Source organism: Leptolyngbya sp. DQ-M1, from assembly GCF_039962505.1.
GTDB lineage: Bacteria > Cyanobacteriota > Cyanobacteriia > Leptolyngbyales > Leptolyngbyaceae > Leptolyngbya.
The window spans coordinates 93,487-118,060 of sequence record NZ_JAMPLJ010000008.1 but is presented as its reverse complement, the minus strand read 5'-3'; the positions used below and the strand labels follow the sequence as shown (position 1 = coordinate 118,060).

Below are 24,574 nucleotides of genomic sequence, written 5' to 3'. Positions count from 1 at the left end.
AGGTGATTTTAACGATGAACTACCAAAACTTCATCACAATTGAACCTGATAAACGGGGTGGGAAACCCTGTGTGCGTGGTTTAAGAATTACAGTCTATGAAGTGCTGGAGTACTTAGCTTCCGAGATGACTGAAGCAGAAATTCTTGACGATTTTCCCGATCTAACGCGAGAAGACTTAAAAGCCTGTATCGCTTATGCTGCTGACCGTGAGCGTCGGTTGATGATTTCTCCATTCTCTGCATGAGATTACTTTTTGATGAGAACTTGTCGTCAAAGTTGCCGAGCCGTCTGGGCGATCTTTTCCCAAATTCGCTTCACGTTCGAGATGTGGATATGAAGGCAACAAGCGATCCAATCTTTGGAATTATGCAAAAGACAACGATTTGATGATTGTCTCAAAAGATGCAGATATGCACGATTTGAGCTTAGTATTTGGCAATCCACCGAAAGTTATTTGGCTTCGCTTGGGAAACTGTTCAACATTGCAAGTTGAGAATTTGCTACGTCAGAACTTTGAAGTGATCAAAATATTTTATGCAGATGAGAATTTATCGCTGCTTGCTTTGTCATAATGCCCCGAACTTTATGAAGGCTGAGTTTGTGGGTTGAAGTAGTTTTCAAGACGCAATTGAATTTCCTTGAAAAAAAGGATGCTGAGAAAACATATTAGATTTTAGGCTGGAATGACTGAAGTTTGCTCCTTACGGGTAAAGATAGCAGGCTGTGCTAAACCCTCACTCATATAAGCAACCGCCATATCCTGAGACCTGAGAGTTGTGCGCCCACCCGATACGCCCTTGACGATCGATTAAAATACTCCTCTACACGACTGATCAGCGTGTCGATCGCACTTCGCTCCTCCATGTACGATAATCACAGGTTTCCCAGTCTTCATTTTCTCTCAATCCCACGTTTGTTCGTGATATCTGTTCAGTTAGTTCACCACAATTTACTAGGGTAATGATTGCTTGAAGATGCCATCTTTATCATAGGAGTAACATTCTGTTCTAGATTGAAGCGAACTGATTGTTTCAGTGAACAAGCTCTCATTTCTCCGATCGCTTGTTATTTCGAAGTAATCATAAATATGGCATTGGATAGACGGTTGAGCTTACAGCAATTCTTAGCATGAAAGTCTGTTATCAGATACTCGATCAATCCCTGTGCTGGTGAAAATTTCTGATAGTGCGATCGATGCTGACTCTACGAAACAAACTGCAACACTAAAACACTTCAAACCATGAACGACCAATCAATGGCAAACCAAGGCGCAACTCCCAACCAAGCAGCACTAGAAGCGCAACAAACGATCTCAGGACAGACCCACGCTGCAGGTGGAAGTGCATTACTCGATGCAAATGCCCAAGTCGATCCCCAACTCGATGATTCGAGCAACGAACCTGTCGCAAGCAACTTTTCCGGCGATCAGGATACCGATGATCCGACCGAAGCGAAACAATTTACAACGACAGGAGACTACCCAGTCGATCTGACGCAGCTTGATGACGAAGGCAACTTGTCTCTTACAACGGATGCTCCCAGCGCAGAATAACGGTAATTGAAATTATGCCGCGAATCAACTCTAAACTTCTGAAGCAATCAAGTTCAGCCGCAGCAGGACGATTACGCGCTCGTCCGATACAGCCGAAAGGATCTGGCTCTCCTGGGCTGCATCCGCTCAAATTAGCAGGTAAGCGAGATGGGTTACTTTATGTTCCTACAGCTTATCGAGCAGATTCTTCTAATCCTCTCGTGCTGATGCTCCATGGTGCAGGAGGCAATGCGGAAAATGGACTCAGTATCATTCAGCAATGGGCAGAGCAATTGAGCGCGATCGTGTTAGCGATCGACTCACGTGAGCAAACTTGGGATGTGATTCTCAGTCATTACGGTTCTGACATTGCCTTTATTGATCAAGCATTGTCACAGACGTTTTCTCGTTATTCGATTAACCCGAATCAAATCGCGATCGCAGGTTTTTCAGATGGAGCATCCTATGCCCTTTCCGTAGGCATTACCAATGGGGATTTGTTTACTGATATCCTTGCGTTCTCGCCTGGATTTATAACACCCGCCACTCAAGTCGGACAACCCCGATGCTTTGTGTCTCACGGCAAAGGCGATACAGTGTTGCCGATTGATCGATGCAGTCGCCGGATTGTGCCACGACTACAACAAGCAGGCTACAACGTGCTTTACCGAGAATTTGACGGTTCGCATACGGTTCCGAGTGCGATCGCTGATGAAGCAATGCAATGGTTCACCACTCAATCAGTCATACCTCATTAATTACAGTTGTTTGGATAATCTCTATTGGAATAGAACAATGTCCAATCCCAGAATCAGAACCCGTGACGAACTCGCAAAGCGAGAGCCGAAGGCACTGCAATTTCATTCGCTAACTTTTTCTCAGTCATACTATCACTCCGTAGTTGGTTAAAGGGCAGAGGGAAAGGTTTCTGGTACTTCGTCGGTGATCGATTCAACAGTGTGATCGATCGGTTCGACCCCACGAGTGTCATCAATGTGAATCATGACATCGAACTGTTGAGGCAGCGACGCATAGAAGTAGTGGCTCTCACGTTCCGTTTCAGGGCGATAAATCACACCGATCGCTCGCTCTAATCGCCGTTCTCGCAATCCTGCAACTGCTAAATTTTCAGCTTGCAGATTAATCCAAAATTGAGGAAGTCCAGTCTCGTGAAAGAGTGCCTCGTAGCTACCGGGTAAACTTGGGCAAACTCGCTTTAACTGCGGAAGTTCATTCCAGTGAGCGGCAGCGGTCACAGTTCCGGTATAAGTGCTGAATCCGATCAAGACAGCATCCTGTCCATATTTTTCGCGCACGAGTTGACCGAGGTTCCACTCTCCAGCCTTGCTCATATCGGTTGCCCGTGCATCTCCTAAATGAGAGTTGTGCGCCCAAACGACGACCTTAGACTCATTTCCTTGGCGATCGAGGTATTCAACTAAATTATCCAAGCTATCCGCCATGTGACGATCGCGCACATTCCAGGACGATACCTGCCCCTCAAACATCGAGCGATAGTAGGCTTCGGCATCTTTTACCAAACGAGCGTTTTGTTCTGCATAGAAGAATTCATCCGCTGCAACCTGACCCTCTTGTTGGGTATAGGTATAGCCCGATTGTTGTTGTAACTCCGTTAACTGATTCACGACTTTTTCTTGACAAGATTCACCGAAGCCAAAGGTGACCGCGTAACCATAGTCTTTGGCATCTTCAGCAAAGTGGTCTAAGCAAGCATAGCGATCCCGTGCCCGTTTTGCCGCTTCTGGGTCAACGCGATCAAGGTAATCCAGCACGGCTGCGATCGAGCGATACAGACTGTACAAATCTAAGCCATAGAAGCCGACCTTGGATTGGCTTGGAGTGAGGGCATCGTTATGCTGACGCAACCAGCCGACGAAAGCGACGACATCAACGTTGCGCCACATCCAAGTTGGAAATTGTTGAAGCCCTCGTAATGCGACTTCAGGAGTCGGATCGAGATTCACTCCCCGTACATAGCGGTTCACTCGATAAGCATCTGGAAAGTCCGCTTCAACGGCGACAGCGGTGAAGCCTTTGTCTTGAATCAATCGTTTCGTGATTTCTGCTCGCTGTTGATAGAACTCATGAGTTCCATGCGTTGCTTCACCCATCAACACCAAACGTGCATCCCCAATTAAATCCATCAGAGAATCATAATCTGAGGTTGTGCCTGTTAGTGGACAAGCCGCTTGCCTCACAGCATCGACGAGGTTTGTATCTGTAGCGTTTGGCATCGTTCCTCCAGCTACTTACATTTTGAAAAGAATTTTTTGAAAAGAATTGATAGTTATACCGAATCAATTTATTAATGCGACAGATCTTGGAAGCCCCCTAAATCCCCCATACTGGGGGACTTTGAGAATCCGAAACAGATTTGGCTTGAAGTCCCCCACGCGTGGGGGATTTAGGGGGCGAAGGATCTGTCGCACTCAAAAATCAATTTGGTATTATCGATCGCGCTCACCCGTCACACCAACCAGCCTAGAGACTGAAGCTCATCTTTTCCTCCAACTCTTGAGGTATCCCTACTTGCAGAGTTCTTGAACCTTTAGAGGGAGATCATGTAATGCTCGCAGGTAATGAAAGCGAATCAAACTCTGGTCACACCCTATCGAGCGCACCTCACCTGCGGCACGTTGAGTAACGAATTGTGAGTGCTGTAGCAAATTCAGAAACAGCAATCGTCCTTCAGCATTCGACTAGCTAAGTTAGACCTGTCCTTAACACTCTCAATTGTTATGAATTCTCGTTTGTTGCATCAGATGACGACGATCGCGCTGGCTGGATTCATGCTCAGTACCAGTGCTGGGCTTTCCATTCAAGCTGGATTTGCGGCTCCTCGGCTGTTCGAGGTTGCCCTCACGCCAAAGCTTGCTGCCTTGCCGGAATCCGTCGAACAGAAGGTTCGCCAAGCTGCCGCTCAACAGTTTGGCGTTCAGCCGAGTGCGGTCAATCTTGTGAGCTTCAATCAGCAGACTTGGATGGATAGCTGTCTCGGCTTAGGGGGTGCGGCTGAAATCTGCGCCCAAGCACTAATCGAAGGCTGGCGAGTCGAAGTCTCAGATGGACAGAACAACTTAACCTACCGCACAGACAGTAATGCCAACACCGTTCGTTTAGAGCCGCGATCGAGCGAGGCAACTTTACCCATTGAAGTCAGCCAACGCTTGCTGAACAAGATTTCGCGACAAGTTCGAGTCCCCGTCGATCTCTTGAAGATTGCAGCAGTCCGATCGACGACCTGGGATGGCTGTCTTGGCATCTTCAAACCTCGGCAAGCTTGTACTAGAATCGCGATACCTGGGTGGCAAGCGATCGTAACTCATGGCGAACGGAGTTGGATCTATCACCTCGATCAGTCTGGAACTCGCATCGTTCAGAATTCAACCGCCAGTGGTAGCCGAGGCGGATTAGTGCCTTCGTTTATTCCAGAAGAAAACAAACTGCCGATCGAGGACACTGTGGTATTTCAATCGATCGTTTCGGGAGATCTTGCAGGTACAGTGACGCGGCTGAGCTTGACCAAAGAGGGCGTGATTACGAAATACGTCAGCGCTCCGAACATTCGGACTCGTCCGGTAGTTGTGAAACGGCTGTCTCAACCGGAAGTTGAACGATTTGAGCGATTGCTCCAAACACAACGATTTCCCAATTTGCACAATCTGCGCTATCTCAGTAGTGCCGCTTTCGCAGACTATCCGACCACGACTCTGCAAGGAATGGGAATGACAACGCAGTACATTGATTTAGAAACAAAGAATCTTCCAAGATCCTTCCAGTCTATTATTCAAACCTGGGACAAACTATCAAAGTAGAGCGAACATTTACCAAAGGCGGTGCGGATAATTTGTCCGATCGCTTGGTTGACAACCATTTGCGCTTCCAGCCTGTGTTCACTCAAGCTCCAACTAACCTGAGTTCGGGTTAACCACAATTCATGCCGTTGTCCTCGGTGGCATCGGGGGTCGGGGATCGTTTTAATGGTTCTATGAGGGTCATCGAACTCAGGTGTTTTTAGAACTCTGTATCATCTTCGTCGTCGATCGCGTCTTCTAGTTCTGGAATCTCATCTGGGGTGCCGATCGCTTCAATCTCAGCCTCGTCTGCATCAACCACAGACCCATTGAATGCTTCCGCTAACGTTCTTGCCGCACGAGCAACTTCATCGTCTTCCCAATCTGAGCGTTTGTAAGAGGGTTGGGGAGGTTCTTCGGGAGTAGATTCGGAGTGGGGTTCGGGGTTGGTCGTAACAGGTGGAGTGGGATTGGAGAATGGAGGCAGAGCGGGTTCTGAAGGTTCGGTGGGTGAAGGTGCAGGAGGGGGCGTTGGGGATGTTACAGCAGTCGTCGGTGCGACCACCAAGCTGAATTTGATTTCTTTTCCAAAAGTTTTGGTGAGCGCGGCAGCAATGTTTTTCGATCGTCCTTGTGCCAATCCTAAGAGTTTTTGAGCTACACCAATTTGAGCCACTTCTCCATCAAACGAAAGTAAGCTTCCCTGTTGTTTTAACAGGGCTTGCGTTCCCAAAGGTTGTAAATTACTGATGATCGTTTGCCAGAGTTGCTCCAGATCCGTTAGATCACTGTCTGGTGACTCTTGTATCGGTTCTGGTGTTGGCTCCGGAGTCGTTGCCGCAACAGGAGGCTTAATCGGTTCTGGAATCGGTGGGGCAATCGTTTGGGCAGGTTTTGCGATCGGTTGAGCAGCAATCGGTTGAGCAGCAATCGGTTGAGCAACAATTGATTGAGCAACAATCGGTTGAGTCGATTCGGTTGTGACTGCAGAAGGCAATAGTCCCATTAATGTTACTTCTAGCCAGAGACGAGGCTGAGTAGAGTTTTTTAATTGCAGTTCGCTTTCCTTGAGGCGTTGTTGTCCAGCGAGGATTGTTCCGATCGAGACTCCTTTTGCAAACTCGCAAAGCTGCACCCAAGTTGGAGACGTAAGCGCAACTAAATCTCCGCGATCGGGAGCCGTTTTTGCAATCAATAAATCACGATAGAAGCTGGCTAAATTTTGCAGCACAATTAAAGGTTCCCGTCCGCGATCCATCAAGCGGCGAGTGGTATCAAGAACGGTTTCTGGCTGGTTTTGAGCGATCGCTTCAACTAGCGCCATTAGATCGCGCTCTGGAACTGCACCCACTAAATCCCAAACGCGCTCAACGGTAATATCACCGGATAAAAGGCTCAGTTGATCAAGCAAGCTTTCGGCATCGCGTAAGCCACCTTGAGAGATCTGAGCAATTAGATAGAGGGCATCCTCTGCGATCGCAATTCCTTCTTTCTCGGCGATCATCGTGAGGTGTTGGGTCATATCGTCGATCGGAATCCGCCGGAAATCGAACCGTTGACAGCGAGAGATAATGGTCGGTAAAACTCTTTGCGGATCAGTGGTCGCTAGAATGAAAACAACTTGTTCCGGGGGTTCTTCTAAAGTTTTCAATAAAGCATTGAACGAAGCATTACTTAACATATGAACTTCGTCGATCACATAAGTTTTATATCTGCATTGCACAGGAGCAAATTGAGCGCGTTCAATAAGTTCACGAATATTATCAACTCCGGTATTACTTGCAGCGTCAATTTCAATGACATCTAAAGCATTACCTTTAGTAATCTCTTGACAGGTCTGACAAACACCACAAGGCTTGTCGGTTGGGGCATCTACCGAAATACAATTGAGTGATTTCGCAAAAATCCGGGCGCTCGAAGTTTTCCCGGTTCCGCGTGCGCCCGTGAAGAGATAGGCAGGCGCGATCCGGTTTTGCTTCAGCGCATTTGACAGTGTGGTCGCGATCGCGTCTTGACCCACAAGCTGCAAGAACGTTTGGGGACGGTATTTGTGATGAAGGGGAACGTAGGTCACAGGGCGATATTCGCAAATCGACTGATTGATCCTACCGTGCGATCGCGATCTTTGAGTTTATTCTGCTTTCGGAGCAGGTTTCGCCGCTCCGAAAAAGGCTTTGTACACTTCATGCGCGATCGGTACTGCGGCTGTCGCTCCATAACCGCCGTTTTCAACCACAACCGCGATCGCAATCTGAGGATTGCTGACTGGCCCATATCCCACGTAGAGCGAATTGTCCTCTTGTCCTTGAACCTCCGCCGTTCCCGTTTTACCGGCGGTGAGCGGGATCGAGCCGTCGCCAAGACTGCGTGCCGTTCCTTCTTGCACAACGGCTGTGAGTCCTTCTTGCAGAACTTTTAGAGCAGATGGCTCAAACCCCAGCGATTCCGGCTGCATATTCGGCTGGTAAGTTTGACTTGCGAGTAAATGAGGCTTGACGCGCTTCCCTCCGTTCGCCACGGTTGAAACCATGACTGACATTTCTAGCGGAGTCATCTGTACCATTCCTTGCCCGATCGAGGTACTGACTGTATCTCCGACATACCACGGCTCTTTGAATAATTTCTCCTTCTGTTTGGGTGTGGGAATGATGCCATGACTGCCACCATCTAAGCCCATGGTAGAAGTCGTGCCAACGCCGAATTTTTGACCCCACTCAGAAATCGCTTCAGGGCCGATCGCCATGCCAAGCTGATAGAAAAACGTATTACTACTGACTGCTAACGCATCCCGAAACCCGATCGTTCCGTAGCTAGCATCGCCATGTTCGTGAAAGAGAGTTCCGCCAATGTTTATGGCGCTGTAAGTCGGCAACATTGAGGTTGCAGAAAATTGACCGGACTTCATCGCTGCCATTGCAGTCACAATTTTGAAGGTGCTACCTGGTGGATAGCCTTGCAAAGCGCGGTTGAGAAAAGGATGGTCTTGGCTTTGCAGTGCATCCCAGGTCTTCTGGCTGATTTTGCGAGTAAAAATATTCGGATCAAAGGTCGGCCCGCTTGCCATGACGAGAACCGCACCCGTTTTCACATCGAGCGCTACAACTGCGCCGCGTCGTCCGGCTAATGCTTTCTCAGCCGCTTGTTGCAGTTTGACATCGAGCGTTAACTGTAGCGGCGCTCCTGCAACGGGCGGCTGCACACCGAGCATCTTTAACTCTTTGCCTGCCGCATCCACCTCAATCAGCCGTCTGCCCCAGATGCCGCGCAATGTCGCATCTTGAATCCGCTCAATGCCCATCTGTCCCACCAGCATTCCGTTGGGAAATTGGGGATTTGCTTTGAGATCTTCTTGCGTGGCTTCGCCGATGTAGCCTAAAACGTGAGCGCCAAGGCTTCCATAAGGATATTGGCGGGTTGATTCTGCTTGAACTTCTAAGCCGCGAATTTGCCCGACTTCGTGCAGCGCGATAAATTTCTTCTCATCAAGTCCCCGCAGAATTCGCACCGGGGACACCGATCGATACTTCACTTCTTCGAGCTTTTTGATAATGTCTTCTTTCGGGATTTCTAATAACTCGCTAATGCGCTGAGCCGATACCTGCCATTGTTCTTTGGTTTGCTCACGCGGATAGAGATACACGGCTCGCGACAAGCGATTCACGACGATCGGTTTGCCTTTGCGATCGACCAAATTACCGCGATCTGCCACGATGGAAATCGATCGGACGCGGTTTTGTTCAGCAAGCTGGCGGTTGTTTTTTCCTTCAACCAGTTGCAGATAGGCAAGGCGAAATCCACAGACGCTCATCACGCCGCTGGCAAGTAGGAATAGAATCACCGCCCGGAAGGAGCGCTGCGATCGTGCTTTGCTGACCCAGGAATTCGTCGATGAATAGAAGGTGTTCGCCATACGTTGCGCTAAGGGTGAGAAGGTCAAAGAAATGACATCGGACTTACTGTAACAGATCCAGTAAGAGAAGAGGATTCTGGTGGAATTATTTGAAGACCGTATGAAACCTGATGTGAAATCTGATGAATAATGGTGAGTCAGACCTTATTCACACTCAATTCACACTCAATCGACATGGCAACCGTTAACGACAATTATTTGAAGCTGAAAGCAGGTTACTTATTCCCCGAAATTGCGCGGCGGGTGAATGCTTTCGCGCAGGCAAATCCTGATGCTCCGATTATTCGTTTGGGAATTGGGGATGTGACCGAACCGCTACCGGAAGCGTGTCGCCAGGCGATGATCAAAGCGGTTGAGGACATGGGCGATCGTAGTCTCTTTAAGGGTTATGGGCCTGAACAGGGTTACGAGTGGCTCAGGGAAAAGATTGCGAAACATGATTTTCAGGCGCGAGGCTGTGAGATTGATGCCTCTGAGATTTTTGTGTCGGATGGCTCGAAATGTGACACAGGCAATATTTTGGAAATCTTTGGGCACGACAATACGATCGCGGTGACTGATCCGGTGTATCCGGTGTATGTCGATACGAATGTGATGGCAGGAAATACCGGAGAGGCGAACGATCGGGGAGAATACGCGGGATTAGTTTATCTACCGATTTCTGCGGAAAACAACTTCACGGCTGAGATTCCCTCGCAGAAAGTTGATTTGGTTTATCTCTGTTTCCCGAACAATCCCACAGGTGCAGTCGCAACTAAAGAGTATTTGAAAGCCTGGGTAGATTACGCGAAGGCAAACGGTACGATCATTTTCTTCGATGCAGCGTATGAAGCGTATGTGACCGATGAAAGTTTGCCGCGATCGATCTATGAGATTGAAGGGGCGCGGGATTGTGCGATCGAGTTTCGATCGTTCTCTAAAAATGCAGGCTTTACCGGAACGCGCTGTGCGCTAACCGTTGTGCCGAAGACGCTAACGGCAAAAGCTTCCGATGGTTCGGATGTGGAATTGTGGAAGCTGTGGAATCGTCGCCAATCGACTAAATTTAACGGCGTGTCTTACATTGTTCAGCGAGGCGCGGAAGCGGTTTATTCCGAGGAAGGACAAGCACAGATCAAGACATTGGTGAATTTCTATTTGGAAAATGCCAAGATCATTCGCGAACAACTGACCGCAGCAGGGCTGTCTGTCTATGGCGGTGTGAATGCACCTTATGTTTGGGTGAAAACGCCGAATGGCTTATCGAGTTGGGATTTCTTCGATAAGCTGCTGAATGTTTGCAATGTCGTGGGAACGCCCGGATCAGGGTTTGGGGCAGCAGGGGAAGGATATTTCCGCATTTCTGCGTTTAATAGCCGGGAGAATGTCGTTGAAGCGATGAAGCGGATTACGGCAAAGTTCTAAGTAGATGCGAATCTTGGCTTCGGTTTGAGCGGCTTGTGCCCCCTAAGTCCCCCATTCTGGGGGACTTTGAGAAGATTAAAAGGTCTGCAATGAGTGGACTCTTTGCGACTCTTACGCAATTTTGGTGAAGCGAAGCTACCGCACCTTCGTTTTACCAAAATTGCATAAGAGTTCTTTGATCGAGAGATGCAACACCAACGATCGTGCTCTGAAGCGAAACGATCGTCTTCCAAACTCAAACAATCGTGCTCTGAAGCGAAACGATCGTCTTCTAAAACGGAACAATCGTCTTCCAAACTCAAACGATCGTCTTCTAAAGCGGAATAATCGTCCTCTGAACTCAAATAATCGTCTTCTAAAGCGGAACAATCATCTTCTAAACTCAAACGATCGTCTTCCAAACAGCAAGTTTCTCGTTTCAATCATGATCGTTGCTGTTTGAAGGCGAAACTCAGAGAGAATGGTATTTCCAACACGACAAAATCGCCGCATTTTTCATCGTGCGAACCTTTCTCGGTGATCCTCGGTTTCGCGGCGTTTACTTTCTCCTCGCGACTCTCTTATCGATCGATGCCGCCCAAGCCTTGCGAGAAACCCTAATTCAGTATGCTGCCGATACTAAAGACCACACCGTCAGCGATACCTTCATGCAACTCCTCCGCACTCGTAAGGCTTGAATCAAATTTGCCGTCACACTCGATGCTGGTCTACCTTAACCCTAACCTAACGTCAGTTCGACGAGATTTTTCGCTGCGGTTTGAGCGGCTTCTTGCCCCCTAAATCCCCCAGAATGGGGGACTTAGAGAACCGCAATTCCCCAATTGAATCGATTCCTAACCCTTCAAAGTCCCCCACCTGTGGGGAATTTAGGGGGCTACCCGCAGGTTCAAACGTAGCTAAAAACTTCTGTCGAACTCACGTTAACACTGAAAATCTTCAACTGTTAACACTGAAAATCTCCAACTTTAGTGGGGCATCGAGCGAATGCAACAGAGCTAAGCTTTGAAGCAAATAGCAGGTAGACAGAGTATATGACATCGCAATTAAAAACCAATCCAGAGAAAGTTGAAGCGCAAAGAAGCACGTTGTTCGATCGCACGTTTCGCGACCACGAGGGCAATATTGTAATTGCTCAGATGCCAAATTTACCCGTTATCGTTGCCACGACAGCTATCCTATTGCATCTTGTCCTTCCTGCAAGCAGACTCCAAGCTGGAATCGGTTTAATCGGGTTTGGAGCTGCGTTTACCTGGGCTTGGTTAGAACTGTTTCAGGGCGTGAACTACTTCCGTCGAGGACTCGGTTTGTTCACCTTAGTCGGCTTAATCGCGTTCAGTTCCTATATCGCTTGAGCGTGAGATGTAGAACCCTTCAAGCCATCGCTGACTATGGTTTCACCTGTCTTAAACTCAGCTCTTTATAATGAAGAAGTGTAAAGAAATTTCTTCAAAGGGCTGACTCATGCTGATCGATCGACCTCCCACAGCACAACCGACCGAACTTCCCGCCGGTGGAACCGATCCGGCTCGGTTTGATTGCAAAGAAGCTTGGTATCCAGTTCACTATGTTCGAGACTTAAGCAAAACAGAGCCAACTAAATTTACGCTGTTGGGTCAGGACCTAGTAATCTGGTGGGATGCCAAATCTGAGATTTGGAGAGCCTTTGAAGATCAATGTCCGCACCGGTTAGCACCGCTTTCAGAAGGCAGAATTGCAGAAGATGGATTGCTTGAATGTCCCTATCATGGTTGGGCATTTCAAGGGAATGGAAGCTGCGATCGTATTCCCCAACAGTCTGACAATGTTTCTGCAGATGAATCTAAGCGGGCGTGTGTTGCTTCCTATGCCACCGCAGAACGGCAAGGACTATTGTTCATCTATCCCGGCAAAAACAATCCAGAGCAAGTCAACATTCCGATCATAGAAGCAATGGAAGAATCGCCCGATGAATGGGTGTGTTTGAACACGTTTCGCGATTTACCTTACGATGCCTTAACGCTGCTGGAAAATGTTCTTGATGTTAGCCACATTCCGTTTACGCATCATAAATCCGTGGGGAATCGATCGAATGCTTCCACCGTTGAGCTAGAAGTTTTAGAATCTGGTAAACAAGGTTTTGTAGGCTTTTGGCAAGAAGGCCCACGCAAAGGAACATTGGGATCGCAGCATACAAAGTTTATTGCTCCGGCACTGATGTATCACGATCTAACCTCGAAACAATTCGGGCGGACGCTCACGGTTGTTTATGCAACACCGATGCGAAAAGGGGAATGCCGCGTCTTTGCTCGATTCCCGTTTAAGTTTGCCTCTAAGCTTCCTGAATTTTTTATCAAGCTCACACCGCGCTGGTATTCGCATTTAGGCAACAACACGGTGTTAGAAGATGATCAAATCTTTTTGCACTATCAAGAGCGCTATTTAGTCGAAAAAGGTGGCAGTGAGAACTATGCAAAAGCTTGTTACTTACCGACTCGTGCCGATGCATTTGTGTCAAGCTTACGAAATTGGGTGAATCAGTTTGAAGCTGATCCCTTTCCGCATCAATCGTTACCTCCTTTGCAGCCGATCGAACAATTACTCGATCGCTATCACTCTCACACCGTTCATTGTTCAAGCTGCCGTACTGCATTGGCGCGAATTCAGCAGTTGAAGTTCGCGATCGCTGTTCTAGGGGGCTTGTGTTGGGCAGTGTTGCCTTTAGTGTCCATTCTCTTTCAGCCGTCATCGCTGCTAATTGCGGGATTGGCTGCGATCGTGCCCCTGATTGCAGGTTCAACTTGGCTTGTGTTGCACAATTTAGAGCGCAGGTTTTATCGAGGGGATCGCATTCCAGCGAGAAACCGACCAGAGAAGCCGCGCAAGTAGAGGAATTCCCCAAGCTCAAGCAGTTCTTCTATGTTCACAGTTCTTCTATGCTCAAAGTCCCCCACTCGTGGGGGATTTAGGGGGCAATCAGCCGCTAACAACGCAGCGTTGTACCATCCTAAAACGTTACCTTGTACAACTGAAATAACTCTCCAGGCAGCGTTTTCACAATTTTACCGCCCTCAGACTGAATCAATTTCTTCCAATCTTCTAACGACTCAAGAAAGACTTCTGTGCCTAAATACGTTTCCAAAATTGCCCAACTCTCCGCCAGTGGTGCATTCGGATCAAGCACATCAAACACAAACACTCCACCGGGTTTAAGCACCCGCTTCACTTCGGACATAACTAGCGACCAGTAGTCGATCGACGAATAACAACTCACGCCCGTCGAAACCACATAATCAAACTGGTTCGCCTCATACTGCAACTGATGCGCTGCTTCGAGCTTAACCCCGCGAAACAGCTTAGAATTGAGTTGCGGAGCGCGAGCATTGATCGCATCACACGCCACCTTACTGACATCTTGACCAGAATAGTAAGCATTCCAATCCCGCCAGCCATAAATCAAAAAACCAACGCCGCAGCCAATATCCAAGCAGCGTTGATTCTTCTGCGGTTGCGCCAATTGCCAAAACGGAGAGGTAATCTTTGCTTGAAGCTGTCCTGATACGCGCTCCCGAAAAATCGGCATTGCCTCAACTTCTTCAGGCAGCACGATCGCCTCACCGCGATATTCTCGGTTAAAGCGATCGGCGATCGCAGCAATCTGTGAATCCCAGTCTTGTACAGCCAATGATTTAGCCTTTAAGTGCGCGAGTAAAGTTTTGACGGTAAGAACGATTAAACATCAAAGCGGGCCACAGTAGCGCCAAATACACCCTACCTTGACTAAAGCTTGTCCGTCGGAAGCCTTTCCAAAAGCGATAAGCTCCCACGACATACACCGCCAACGCCACTAACAATAAGAGCTTCATGCCAAAGTCCTCATTTTCATTTTATTTCCAGATTCTAACAATCGAAATCCGGAGTCGGGGGACTTCACATTTGCTAATAATTGTGAGATTCCTGTCCGAAAAAAGCTGGCGCTGTCAAATTGAATAAAGAGCGATCGCACAAATCGAGAAAGTATGAAGGAGACTGTATGAGAGCAGTGTTAATGGCAGGCGGATCGGGAACTCGACTTAGACCGCTCACCTGTGACCTGCCAAAGCCGATGGTTCCGATTCTCAACCGGCCGATCGCGCAACATATTATCAATCTGCTGCAACGCCATCACATTCGGGAAGTGATCGCAACGCTGCACTATCTCCCGGATGTGATGCGTGATTACTTTCAGGATGGCAGTGAGTTCGGGGTGCAAATGACTTATGCGGTTGAAGAAGATCAGCCTTTAGGAACCGCTGGTTGCGTTAAAAATATTGCGGAATTGCTCGAGGATACGTTTTTGGTGATCAGCGGCGATAGTGTTACCGATTTTGACCTGAGCGCTGCGATCGAGTTCCACTACCGCAAGGGATCGAAAGCAACCTTAGTGTTAACGCGAGTACAGAATCCGATCGAGTTCGGTGTGGTGATCACGGATGAAGATTACCGCATTCGTCGCTTCTTAGAAAAACCTTCAAGCAGTGAGGTTTTCTCGGATACGGTGAATACCGGAATTTATATTCTTGAGCCGGATGTGCTGAAGTATTTGCCGGACAACGAAGAGGCAGACTTTTCAAAAGATCTGTTCCCGCTTTTGCTGGATAAAGGTGAGCCGATGTATGGCTACATTGCAGAAGGCTATTGGTGCGATGTCGGGCATTTAGATGCGTATCGGGAAGCGCAGTATGCAGGACTATCGCGCAAGGTGAAATTAGAGTTCGATTACGTCGAGCGATCGCCCGGATTATGGGTGGGAGACAACACCTATATCGATCCTTCAGCGCGAATTGAAACACCGGCAATTATTGGCAATAACTGCCGGATTGGAGCGCGGGTGACGATCGAAGCCGGAACCGCAATTGGAGATAACGTGACGATCGGGGCAGAAGCAGATTTGAAGCGCCCGATCATCTGGAACGGTGCCTTGATCGGAGATGAAGTGCATTTACGCGCCTGTGTGATTGCGCGAGGAGCGAGAATCGATCGCCGATCGCATGTTCTAGAAGGCGCAGTGGTAGGGCCACTTTCATCTGTCGGAGAAGAAGCGCTGATTGGCCCCAGTGTGCGCGTTTGGCCCAGTAAAAATGTAGAAGCAGGCGCAACGCTCAACACCAATTTAATTTGGGGCTACACAGCACACCGGAATTTATTTGGTCAGCGCGGCGTTTCTGGACTCGCCAACGTCGATATCATTCCAGAATTTGCCGTGAAGCTGGGAGCAGCCTATGGCTCAACGCTCAAACCGGGATCACAGGTGACGGTTTCACGAGATCAAAGAACGATTTCTCGGATGGTGTCACGATCGATGATTGCAGGCTTGATGTCGGTTGGAATTAATGTGCAAAACCTCGAAGCGACAGCGATTCCCGTGTCGCGATCGGTCGTCCCCACGCTCGGTGTGGCAGGCGGTTTACACATTCGGATTCATCCAGAAAAATCCGATCACATTTTGATTGAGTTTTTCGATCGCATTGGAATTAACGTCTCGAAAGCGATCGAGAAAAAGATCGAGGGCGCATTTTTCAAGGAAGATTTTCGCCGCGCTCCGATTCAAGAAATTGGCGGCGTGGTGAGCGTCAATCAAGCAACTGAAATCTACAGCCGTGGATTTGAGCGGCATTTGAACATTCAAGCGGTGCAGCACAGTAGCTCGAAAGTTGTGATTGATTACGCTTATGCGGTTTCTGGTGCGGTCTTGCCACAGCTATTGGCAAAATTCGGCTGTGATGCAGTCGTATTGAATGCCAGTCTGACGCAAACGGCTCCCTCGGTCAACGATCGTGAATCTCTGCTCAATCAGCTCGGTCACGTCGTCGAAGCGCTAAAAGCAACCTTTGGGGTGCAAGTTTCGGCTAACGGGGAACAGTTAATTCTTGTGGATGAAACAGGCAGCCCAATTCGGGGTGAAACGCTGACGGCGCTGATGGTCGATATGATGTTGACATCAAATCCACGGGGGACGATCGTGGTTCCGGTTCATGCATCGAGCGCGATCGAGCAAATTGCTCGTCGTCACGATGGCAAAGTGGTACGCACCAAAGCGAGTCCAACGTCGCTAATGGAAGCCTGTCATGCTCACGGCAACACGGTTTTAGGGGGTAGCGGCGAAATGGGCTTTATCTTTCCGCAACTGCATCCTGGCTTCGATGCGATGTTCTGCATTGCGAAACTGATCGAGATGCTGACGCTGCAAGACCGCACTCTGGCGCAAATTCGGGCAGAGTGTCCGCGTGTATCGCACAAAACCTATTCGGTGCGCTGTCCCTGGACAATTAAGGGAGCGCTGATGCGGCATTTAGTCGAAAGTCATCCAGCCGAAATGTTAGAGACGTTTGACGGCGTGAAGATTTTTAATCCCGATCGCAGCGATAGCTGGGTGCTGATTTTACCAGATGCCACGGAACCCTTAATTCACGTTTACGCCAATAGCCCGAATCGCGGCTGGGTCGATGAAATTTTGCGCGAGTATCGGCTGAAAGTGCAAGAGTTTGTTTACCAAGAACAAGGCATCGAAGAAGCTAGAATAGAGCATGTGTACTAAAATATCGCTTCTTACAAAATCAGCCAAGGCAGTAGAATAACGTTCACCCACTTTTCACAGGTCTATGAACAGCATCATTTTGTTAGCGGACATCATTCAGGAACCGCAGCTTCGATTCACCTCCGACAACCAAACCCCGATCGCGGAGTTACGAGTGGAGTTTGCTGGACTCCGCCCCGAAGATCCGGCAACTCAGCTTAAAGCAGTGGGCTGGGGCAACCTCGCGCAAGAAATTCAAGCAAACTATCACCAAGGCGATCGCGTGATTCTAGAAGGGCGCTTGACGATGAATACCGTTGATCGCCCTGAAGGCTTCAAAGAGAAGCAAGCAGAATTAACCATTCAAAGAATTCACGCTCTAAACGGCGCATCGATCTCTAGTAGCGTCACGACTGAGGCTCCGACTCGCGCTCCCAGCACTCCGCCGCCTGCCGCCACGACTCCGAAACGTACCCCCAAAGCACCTACCGCTCCAGCGCTTGAATCTCAGCCTGAGTTAGACGACATCCCGTTCTAAAATAAAGGCTGATTTTACGGAGCGGTGATATGGAGCGCGATTTTCAGCAGTTAGCAGACCTGTACAAAACTGCGCTCCTCAATGATGTACTTCCGTTTTGGCAGAAGCATTCGATCGATCCGCAAGGCGGCTATTTTACCTGCCTCGATCGCACCGGGAGTGTCTACGATACGGATAAATTTATCTGGTTGCAAAACCGCCAGATTTGGATGTTTTCGATGTTGTGCAACCGATTGGAGCCGCGATCGGAGTGGTTAGACATCGCAGAACATGGCGCGAAATTTTTAGCAAAACATGGGCGCGACGCTGAGGGCAACTGGTATTTTTCGCTCGATCGTTCGGGTCAACCCTTGATTCAGCCGTACAATATCTTCTCTGACTGTTTTGCAGCGATGGCGTTTAGTCAATTCGCGTTAGCATCCGGTCAGGACTGGGCGCGAGAGGTTGCACTTCAGGCATATCAGAACGTCTTGCGTCGGCAGAACAACCCAAAAGGAATTTATAACAAAGCATATCCGGGAACGCGATCGATGAAAGGGTTATCCGTCCCGATGATTCTTGCGAATTTAACGCTAGAGATGGAATGGTTATTACCCCAGGAAACGCTAGAACAAGTGCTTAAAGCAACGGTTCAAGAAGTGATGACTGATTTTTTGGATCAGAACTTACTTTACGAAAATGTTGCTCCAGATGGCTCCCACATCGATTCTTTTGAAGGTCGCTTGATTAATCCGGGTCATGGTATTGAGGCGATGTGGTTCATGATGGATATCGCCGAACGCTACGCGCCACGAAGTGTTCGCAGCAATAATCTGGACTTGATTAACCAATGTGTTGACGGGGTACTCAATACACTAGAGTTTGCCTGGGATCAAACTTATGGCGGAATCTATTACTTCCTGGACATCAAAGGCTATCCAACCCAGCAGCTAGAGTGGGATCAAAAGCTCTGGTGGGTTCATGTTGAAACATTAGTCGCGCTGGTCATGGGGTATCGTCTGACCGGACGTGCAGAATGCTGGAACTGGTACGAAAAAGTCCACGATTACAGTTGGAACCACTTTGCCGATCGAGAGTATGGTGAATGGTTTGGCTATCTCAATCGACGCGGCGAAGTGCTACTCAATCTGAAGGGCGGCAAGTGGAAAGGCTGCTTTCATGTGCCACGATCGCTGTACCTCTGCTGGCAGGAGTTCGAGAAGCTCGATCGTGCAGATTCTTCGCAAAACAAAAGCCTTTGAACGTCTTGCCGTGTTTCGACTTCAAAGGCTTTTGAAACTTGAATCAATCTCCTCACACTCCTATACAATCTCACGAAGCTGGAGTTTCGTACATCCCTCCTGTGACAGATTTGTAAGTGCAACAGTTTCATCTAACCGTAGAGATTTTCTATTCTGAGAATTAGGGGTTGTGATGGGAGAAATTTCCAAAACAATTCGTCATCACAATTTGTCCTCAGTAGAATGTCAGTAGGGCAAAGTCATTCAAACCATCGCAAACGGGGAGTTGTTTCATGTCTAGGAAAGCATTGGCATTTGGATTCATTGCAGGATTGGGTGCTGCGTTCGCACTCGCGCAACCAGCTCACGCTCAACAAGCACCCAGTAGCGCTGATTTGCTTCGTGATCCGCAGTCCCAAGATTCTTTGAGTAATCTGTTTAACAATCGCGGCGAAAACCCCAGCACGGGTTTGATGGAGCTAATTCAGCGTGCGACTCAAACCTCGATCGACCCCGATGCCTTCCGACAGCAGCAGCGAGATAGCCTAGACGCTGCAACTGCTGAATTCCTCAAGCGTCGCCAAGTTCTGCTGCAATCCCAACCCGCATCCGTCACACCCGCCCCTACAACTCAACCTGTGACTCAGCCTGTAAAATAGCGCTACTTCATGACCGGTCGGAACACAAATCGCCCAGATTTTGCCGGAGTCACCCGCACTAGCACGATCGCCATTTCGCGATCGCCGTTCGGGGTGAAATTGACGGGATTGACTGCTCCGATCGTGGTGAATTCCGGGGTTGAAAGTGCAGCGCGAATGCCGTTCCGGGTGGGCGCTTTTTGCAGCGCTGCAATGAACGCTTGAGCCGCATCATAGCCGAGTGCCGATCGCCAAGGTGCAGGCTTGCCCCAAACCGATCGCGCTTGCTGCTCAAACGGCGAATTCTGTAGCTGAGTTTGTGCTGCGGGAATTGCAACGACCATTCCTGCTGCAAGATTTCCCAGTTCTGTAAGAATCCGGGAGCTATAAAGGGCATCTCCTGCCAGAATCGGCAACCGTTTTTGATTGGCGTTAATCACAAGCAGCGCTCGATCGAGCAATTCGCTGTTAGGAGCCAGCAGGATAGCTTGTGCCCCCTTTCTCCTCGCTTGGTTCACTCTATCGGCAATCTCGATCGCGGGATCACTTAAATCAATTTGATCCACGACTTGCCCTCGATCCCCATAGTAGAGCGCATCTTTAAACGAGTCGGTGAGCGATCGACTGTAGCGATTTTTGGAATTGAAGAAGATGGCGACCTTTCGTTTGTTCAGCCGTTTAGTTAGGTGGGCGGCAAGCTGTTTAGCAGGCAATTCATCACTCGGCATCGTGCGAAACACATAGCGACTAAAGCCCGACAAATCTTTTGCCGAGCTAACCGGAGAAATAGCAACCAGTTCCCCGGCTTGATAGATTTTTCCGGCTGCATAGGTTGTGTCGCTGGTTCCATGTCCAATCACGCCGAGAACTTTTGGATCGTTCACCAACTGAGTTGCGATCGTGCTTGCGAGTCTAGGATCAGAGTCATCCCACGCCACCGCAACTCGTAGCTTTATGCTTTTGGTTTGATTGATTCGATCTTGCGCTTGAGCAACGCCACGTAGTACTTCGATCGAAGACTGAGGTTGAGTGCGAACCGGGATCACTACCGCAATGGTATGAGCTTGATGGTTGCCGATGCGGGCATTGTTCAAATAGATTAAGGTTTCGGGATCAGATTTATCTGCGCGTCGTGCTTTCTCGAAGAGCTTCACCGCTTCAGAAAAATTGCCGCTCCTCATTTTGTCGATCGCGGCTTGCTTCAGCGGCATTTGTGAAAGTGGATTGAGTCCGATTTCCCCAAAACTAAGTTGTTGTGCCGCCTGCTCGACTACGGGTGTTGCAGCGGGGCGCGTTAATGCCCAGATAGCAATCCCGACGATTGACGCAGCTCCCAGCCCGATCGCCGCAAATTTGAAAGACTTTTTTGAGCGACGAGCGCGCGGAGGGCGACCAATTTTTGAGAGGGGAACTTGCGTAAAGGTCGCAGACTTGACTTGCGCTAATGCGGCGAATACCTCTGAGGCGGTTTGATAGCGATCGTTAAAGTGAAACTGCGTCATTTTCTCGATCACATCCGCAAGCTCGTCGCTCACGTTTGCGTGTTCACGCCAGACGAGGCTGTAAGTACGGGGATCGTGGGCAAACTGGGAAGGACGCATTCCAGTTAGAGCTTGAATGGCAATGATTCCTAACGAATAGAAGTCACTGTTATATCTTGGTTTTCCGAGGCATTGTTCGCTAGCAGCATAGCCTGTGGTGTATACGGGAAGGCTAACTTGGGTTTGCACCTGCGTTTCTGCAATCGAGGTCTCAACAATGGTTTTAACGGCTCCAAAATCGATCAGCACCAGCTTTTGATCGCGATCGCGGCGAATCAGGTTTTCAGGTTTGAGATCGCGATGAATCACACCCTGTTGATGCACAAAATCAAGAACTCGCGTGACATCTTCGAGTAGTTCAATCACTTGAGCTTCTGAAAGTCGATGACCGCCAGTAATTTCATCGCTCAGGGGATGCCCCTGAATGAATTCTTGCACCAGATAAAACTCGTGGTCTTGTTCAAAATACGCCAGCAGTTGCGGAATTTGGTCGTGCTTGCCTAATTTTTCCAGCGTATCCGCCTCAGCGTAAAACATGCGGCGCACCTGCCGCAAAATCGCTTCATCGTAGCTCGAAAAGCTCAAATGCTTCAGCACACAGCGCGGATTTCCGGGACGACGGGTATCTTCAGCGATGTACGTCTGCCCAAAGCCGCCCGACCCTAGAGCCTGAATAATTCTGTATCGTCCATCGAGAAGTCGTCCTAGCATCGCAGCCCTGGAAAGAGATAATAGTGCATTGTAGGTCGATCGACAAAATCATACACGAAGCAGTCATGAAAATTGAACCACGACATGAGTGGGCGCTGACGGCAGAAGCAGCCATCCCAATCCAACAGGAACTTCGTCAAGAAGTCATCACCCAAGATCAGTTTGGTGTGGTTCAGTTTGTCGCGGGGATCGATGTGGGATTCGAGAGCGAGGGCACCGTCACGCGAGCCGCCGTCGCGGTGTTGTCTTATCCAGAGTTAAAGCTTCATGAAAGCGCGATCGCTCGTCGTCCGACAACCTTCCCCTACATTCCGGGGTTTCTCTCGTTTCGAGAAGTGCCTGCGGTGCTAGATGCGCTGGAGCAACTTCAGACGACCCCCGATTTGTTGCTGTGTGATGGTCAAGGATTGGCGCATCCAAGACGATTTGGCATCGCCTGTCATTTGGGAGTGTTGACGAATTTACCTGCGGTCGGGGTTGCAAAATCCCGATTAGTCGGAACTTATGCAGAAGTGCCAAACCAACGCGGTGAATGGGTGCCACTGCTACATAAAGGCGACACGATCGGAGCCGTTCTCCGAACTCGCATCGGCACCAATCCGCTTTATATTTCTTCTGGACATCGGATTAGTTTAGAAACAGCGATCGCTTATGTGATGGGTTGCACCACAAAATATCGATTACCAGAAACAACACGACATGCACACAAATTAGCTAGCGGCTGAAATGCGACTTTTAATTCTGATCATTCTATTCATTAATGTGACATTACTGGTGCAGGCAGCACCTTGTCGAACCTTAGACAACCACGAAATTTGTATTGTGACCATCAAACGCAGCGCAAAGAACTATTGGGAGTATCGTGCCAGAGTGCGAGTCGATGGTGAAGTAAAGCCAATGCATGTATACGACTGCCGTAAGAGAATTGCGATTCAACCGAACAAAGTTCTGGAGCTATTTGAACAAGATGGAACCGCAGAAATCGTCTGTAGTTTTTTCAAGCCGCCGCGTGATGCGTTTGGAGTCGCTAGTGGAAAACCGGGTTCATTTCGGGGAGTCAGCGACCCACTCCCCAATCTAGACGTTAAGAACATCTTAAGATCGCGCTAAGTTAGTATTTCCTTCGATAGTGTGAATAGCAGATACCTCCTAACTGCGTCTTTTGCCCCGTCCTATCCAAACCGGAATACGGGGTTTTGTTTGGATTGATTTTTGTTTGAGTGTTGATTTTTGTATGAGTACCGTTGCTGATACTCATACGATGATCTAGTCCCTCAAAGTTTAGGAATTCGCGTATGCCAATCGGTCGATCGCTCATACGCCGATGCCACCTGAAACACCTGATCTTCACGCAAGACATTCCCAACAATTTGCAGACCGATCGGTAAACCCTGCGAATCAAATCCACAAGGCACACTCATTCCCGGCAGTCCTGCTAGATTCACCGGAATCGTCATCAAATCGATCAGGTACATACTGAGTGGATCTTGAGATTTATCCCCTAGCTTAAATGCAGTGGTCGGTGCAGTCGGTGAAACTAGCACATCGACTTGCTCAAACGCTGCCTCAAAATCTTGTTTGATTAGCGTTCTCACTTTTTGCGCCTGTAGATAATACGCATCGTAATATCCGGCAGACAGCGCGTAGGTTCCGATCATAATTCGGCGTTTGACTTCTGCTCCGAATCCTTCCGATCGTGTCCGCGTGTACATCTCCATCAAGTTTTCAGCCTCTTCGATCCGCGCTCCATACTTCACCCCGTCGTATCGCGCCAAATTTGCGGAGGCTTCCGACGGTGCAATGATGTAGTACGCTGCAATCCCGTAACGGAATCGAGGACAGGAGATTTCTTTCACTTCTGCGCCCAATGCTTTGAGTTGATCGATCGCGCCATTCACCGCTTTTTCAACTTCTGGATCAAGTCCTTCTCCAAACGTTTCTTTAATCACCCCGACCCGCTTACCTTTCAGGTCTGAAGTCAGAAACTGCGTGTAATCCGGAACATCAACTTTCAGGCTGGTGGAATCTCGCGGATCGTACCCCGCGATCGCATTCAGCAAAATCGCCGCATCTTCCACCGATCGCGCAAATGGGCCAATCTGATCCAGCGACGACGCAAACGCCACCAAACCATAGCGCGACACCAAGCCATAGGTCGGCTTCAATCCCACAATGCCGCAAAACGAGGCAGGTTGCCGAATCGAGCCGCCTGTGTCGGAACCAAGCGCGATCGGACATTCTCCTCCGGCAACTGCCGCTGCCGATCCCCCCGACGATCCGCCCGGAACTCGTGACGTATCCCAAGGGTTCGCGGTTTTTGCATAAGCTGAAGTTTCGGTCGAGCCGCCCATCGCAAACTCATCGAGATTGGTTTTCCCAACCATCACAGCACCCGCATCGATCAGCTTCTGCGTCACGCTCGATTCATACGGCGGCACGAAATTTTGCAGAATCTTAGAGGCGCAAGTGGTCGGAACGCCTTTTGTACAGAGATTATCTTTAATGCCAATCGGAATTCCTGCCAGCAATCCAATTTCCTCGCCAGCAGCAATTTTGGCATCAATTTGCTTCGCGTGTTCCAAAGCGCGATCGCTCGTCACCTGCAAAAAACTATGCAGCATCGGTTCAAGCGCTTGAATCTGATTCAGCGACTCCTGCACAATTTCAACTGCCGATCGTTCTTTGCGGATGAGTTGTTGATGCAACTCGCGAATGGATGCCATCTGCATTACT

20 protein-coding genes and 2 pseudogenes are annotated in these 24,574 nt (G+C 49.0%); 15 read left to right on the top strand and 7 right to left on the bottom strand.

The window, feature by feature from the left end; genetic code table 11:
* Nucleotides 1-14: 14 nt before the first annotated feature.
* The 4 genes and pseudogenes from NC981_RS21265 to NC981_RS21250 all read left to right on the top strand — a co-directional run bounded on the left by NC981_RS21265 (nucleotide 15) and on the right by NC981_RS21250 (nucleotide 2,290).
* Nucleotides 15-245 (top strand): DUF433 domain-containing protein, encoded by a 231-nt coding sequence (locus NC981_RS21265; RefSeq protein WP_190377078.1) that lies wholly within the window; start codon nucleotides 15-17, stop codon nucleotides 243-245.
* Nucleotides 242-573 (top strand): annotated as a pseudogene (locus tag NC981_RS21260) (DUF5615 family PIN-like protein). Before NC981_RS21265 ends, NC981_RS21260 begins: the two are co-directional and overlap by 4 nt.
* 668 nt (nucleotides 574-1,241) lie before the next feature.
* Nucleotides 1,242-1,553, top strand: coding sequence for a hypothetical protein (locus tag NC981_RS21255; protein ID WP_348244739.1), 312 nt, complete (start codon nucleotides 1,242-1,244; stop codon nucleotides 1,551-1,553).
* Nucleotides 1,554-1,567: 14 nt separating this feature from the next.
* The gene (locus tag NC981_RS21250) at nucleotides 1,568-2,290 is read left to right on the top strand and encodes a phospholipase (RefSeq protein ID WP_348244738.1); all 723 of its coding nucleotides are present in this window, start codon (nucleotides 1,568-1,570) and stop codon (nucleotides 2,288-2,290) included.
* A gap of 147 nt (nucleotides 2,291-2,437) precedes the next feature.
* On the opposite strand, the gene NC981_RS21245 is transcribed toward NC981_RS21250, so the two are convergent.
* Nucleotides 2,438-3,787: an erythromycin esterase family protein gene (locus NC981_RS21245; protein ID WP_348244737.1), complete on the bottom strand. Its 1,350-nt coding sequence runs from the start codon at nucleotides 3,785-3,787 to the stop codon at nucleotides 2,438-2,440.
* Nucleotides 3,788-4,291: 504 nt separating this feature from the next.
* Between NC981_RS21245 and NC981_RS21240 the strand changes: the two genes are divergently transcribed.
* Nucleotides 4,292-5,368, top strand: a complete 1,077-nt coding sequence (locus tag NC981_RS21240; RefSeq protein WP_348244736.1) for a hypothetical protein — start codon at nucleotides 4,292-4,294, stop codon at nucleotides 5,366-5,368.
* A 199-nt stretch (nucleotides 5,369-5,567) separates the two neighbouring features.
* On the opposite strand, the gene NC981_RS21235 is transcribed toward NC981_RS21240, so the two are convergent.
* Complete coding sequence (locus NC981_RS21235; protein WP_348244735.1) at nucleotides 5,568-7,421, bottom strand: DNA polymerase III subunit gamma/tau; 1,854 nt, start codon at nucleotides 7,419-7,421, stop codon at nucleotides 5,568-5,570.
* Nucleotides 7,422-7,478: 57 nt separating this feature from the next.
* Entirely contained in the window at nucleotides 7,479-9,257 is a 1,779-nt protein-coding gene (gene mrdA, locus NC981_RS21230; RefSeq protein WP_348244734.1) for a penicillin-binding protein 2, read from the bottom strand.
* 174 nt (nucleotides 9,258-9,431) lie between these two features.
* Between mrdA and NC981_RS21225 the strand changes: the two genes are divergently transcribed.
* The 4 genes and pseudogenes from NC981_RS21225 to NC981_RS21210 all read left to right on the top strand — a co-directional run bounded on the left by NC981_RS21225 (nucleotide 9,432) and on the right by NC981_RS21210 (nucleotide 13,526).
* A complete protein-coding gene (locus tag NC981_RS21225; RefSeq protein ID WP_348244733.1) occupies nucleotides 9,432-10,661 on the top strand; it encodes an LL-diaminopimelate aminotransferase in 1,230 nt (409 codons plus the stop codon).
* A 440-nt stretch (nucleotides 10,662-11,101) separates the two neighbouring features.
* Nucleotides 11,102-11,338, top strand: a pseudogene (locus tag NC981_RS21220) (hypothetical protein); the annotation flags it as partial.
* A 354-nt stretch (nucleotides 11,339-11,692) separates the two neighbouring features.
* A complete protein-coding gene (locus NC981_RS21215) occupies nucleotides 11,693-12,013 on the top strand; it encodes a hypothetical protein (RefSeq protein ID WP_348244732.1) in 321 nt (106 codons plus the stop codon).
* Between the two features lie 109 nt (nucleotides 12,014-12,122).
* Nucleotides 12,123-13,526, top strand: a complete 1,404-nt coding sequence (locus NC981_RS21210; RefSeq protein WP_348244731.1) for a Rieske 2Fe-2S domain-containing protein — start codon at nucleotides 12,123-12,125, stop codon at nucleotides 13,524-13,526.
* Nucleotides 13,527-13,644: 118 nt separating this feature from the next.
* On the opposite strand, the gene NC981_RS21205 is transcribed toward NC981_RS21210, so the two are convergent.
* Nucleotides 13,645-14,322 carry a class I SAM-dependent methyltransferase gene (locus tag NC981_RS21205; RefSeq protein WP_348244730.1) on the bottom strand — a complete coding sequence of 226 codons (678 nt, stop codon included), beginning with the start codon at nucleotides 14,320-14,322 and terminating at the stop codon, nucleotides 13,645-13,647.
* Nucleotides 14,323-14,326: 4 nt separating this feature from the next.
* A complete protein-coding gene (locus NC981_RS21200) occupies nucleotides 14,327-14,503 on the bottom strand; it encodes a hypothetical protein (protein WP_348244729.1) in 177 nt (58 codons plus the stop codon).
* A gap of 167 nt (nucleotides 14,504-14,670) precedes the next feature.
* On the opposite strand from NC981_RS21200, the gene NC981_RS21195 reads away from it, so the two are divergent.
* The 4 genes from NC981_RS21195 (at nucleotide 14,671) to NC981_RS21180 (ending at nucleotide 19,610) form a co-directional block, all read left to right on the top strand.
* A complete protein-coding gene (locus NC981_RS21195; protein WP_348244728.1) occupies nucleotides 14,671-17,214 on the top strand; it encodes a mannose-1-phosphate guanyltransferase in 2,544 nt (847 codons plus the stop codon).
* A 64-nt stretch (nucleotides 17,215-17,278) separates the two neighbouring features.
* Nucleotides 17,279-17,731 carry a single-stranded DNA-binding protein gene (locus NC981_RS21190; protein WP_190379320.1) on the top strand — a complete coding sequence of 151 codons (453 nt, stop codon included), beginning with the start codon at nucleotides 17,279-17,281 and terminating at the stop codon, nucleotides 17,729-17,731.
* Between the two features lie 29 nt (nucleotides 17,732-17,760).
* Nucleotides 17,761-18,972 carry an AGE family epimerase/isomerase gene (locus NC981_RS21185; RefSeq protein WP_348244727.1) on the top strand — a complete coding sequence of 404 codons (1,212 nt, stop codon included), beginning with the start codon at nucleotides 17,761-17,763 and terminating at the stop codon, nucleotides 18,970-18,972.
* A gap of 272 nt (nucleotides 18,973-19,244) precedes the next feature.
* Nucleotides 19,245-19,610, top strand: a complete 366-nt coding sequence (locus NC981_RS21180; protein WP_348244726.1) for a hypothetical protein — start codon at nucleotides 19,245-19,247, stop codon at nucleotides 19,608-19,610.
* Between the two features lie 2 nt (nucleotides 19,611-19,612).
* Here NC981_RS21180 and NC981_RS21175 read toward each other — a convergent pair whose 3' ends face one another.
* Nucleotides 19,613-21,841, bottom strand: coding sequence for a bifunctional serine/threonine-protein kinase/ABC transporter substrate-binding protein (locus NC981_RS21175; RefSeq protein ID WP_348244725.1), 2,229 nt, complete (start codon nucleotides 21,839-21,841; stop codon nucleotides 19,613-19,615).
* Between the two features lie 65 nt (nucleotides 21,842-21,906).
* Between NC981_RS21175 and nfi the strand changes: the two genes are divergently transcribed.
* Nucleotides 21,907-22,566, top strand: coding sequence for a deoxyribonuclease V (nfi, locus tag NC981_RS21170; protein WP_348244724.1), 660 nt, complete (start codon nucleotides 21,907-21,909; stop codon nucleotides 22,564-22,566).
* 1 nt (nucleotide 22,567) lies between these two features.
* A complete protein-coding gene (locus NC981_RS21165; RefSeq protein ID WP_348244723.1) occupies nucleotides 22,568-22,951 on the top strand; it encodes a hypothetical protein in 384 nt (127 codons plus the stop codon).
* A gap of 164 nt (nucleotides 22,952-23,115) precedes the next feature.
* Here NC981_RS21165 and gatA read toward each other — a convergent pair whose 3' ends face one another.
* A complete protein-coding gene (gene gatA, locus NC981_RS21160) occupies nucleotides 23,116-24,564 on the bottom strand; it encodes an Asp-tRNA(Asn)/Glu-tRNA(Gln) amidotransferase subunit GatA (protein ID WP_348244722.1) in 1,449 nt (482 codons plus the stop codon).
* Nucleotides 24,565-24,574 lie beyond the last annotated feature (10 nt).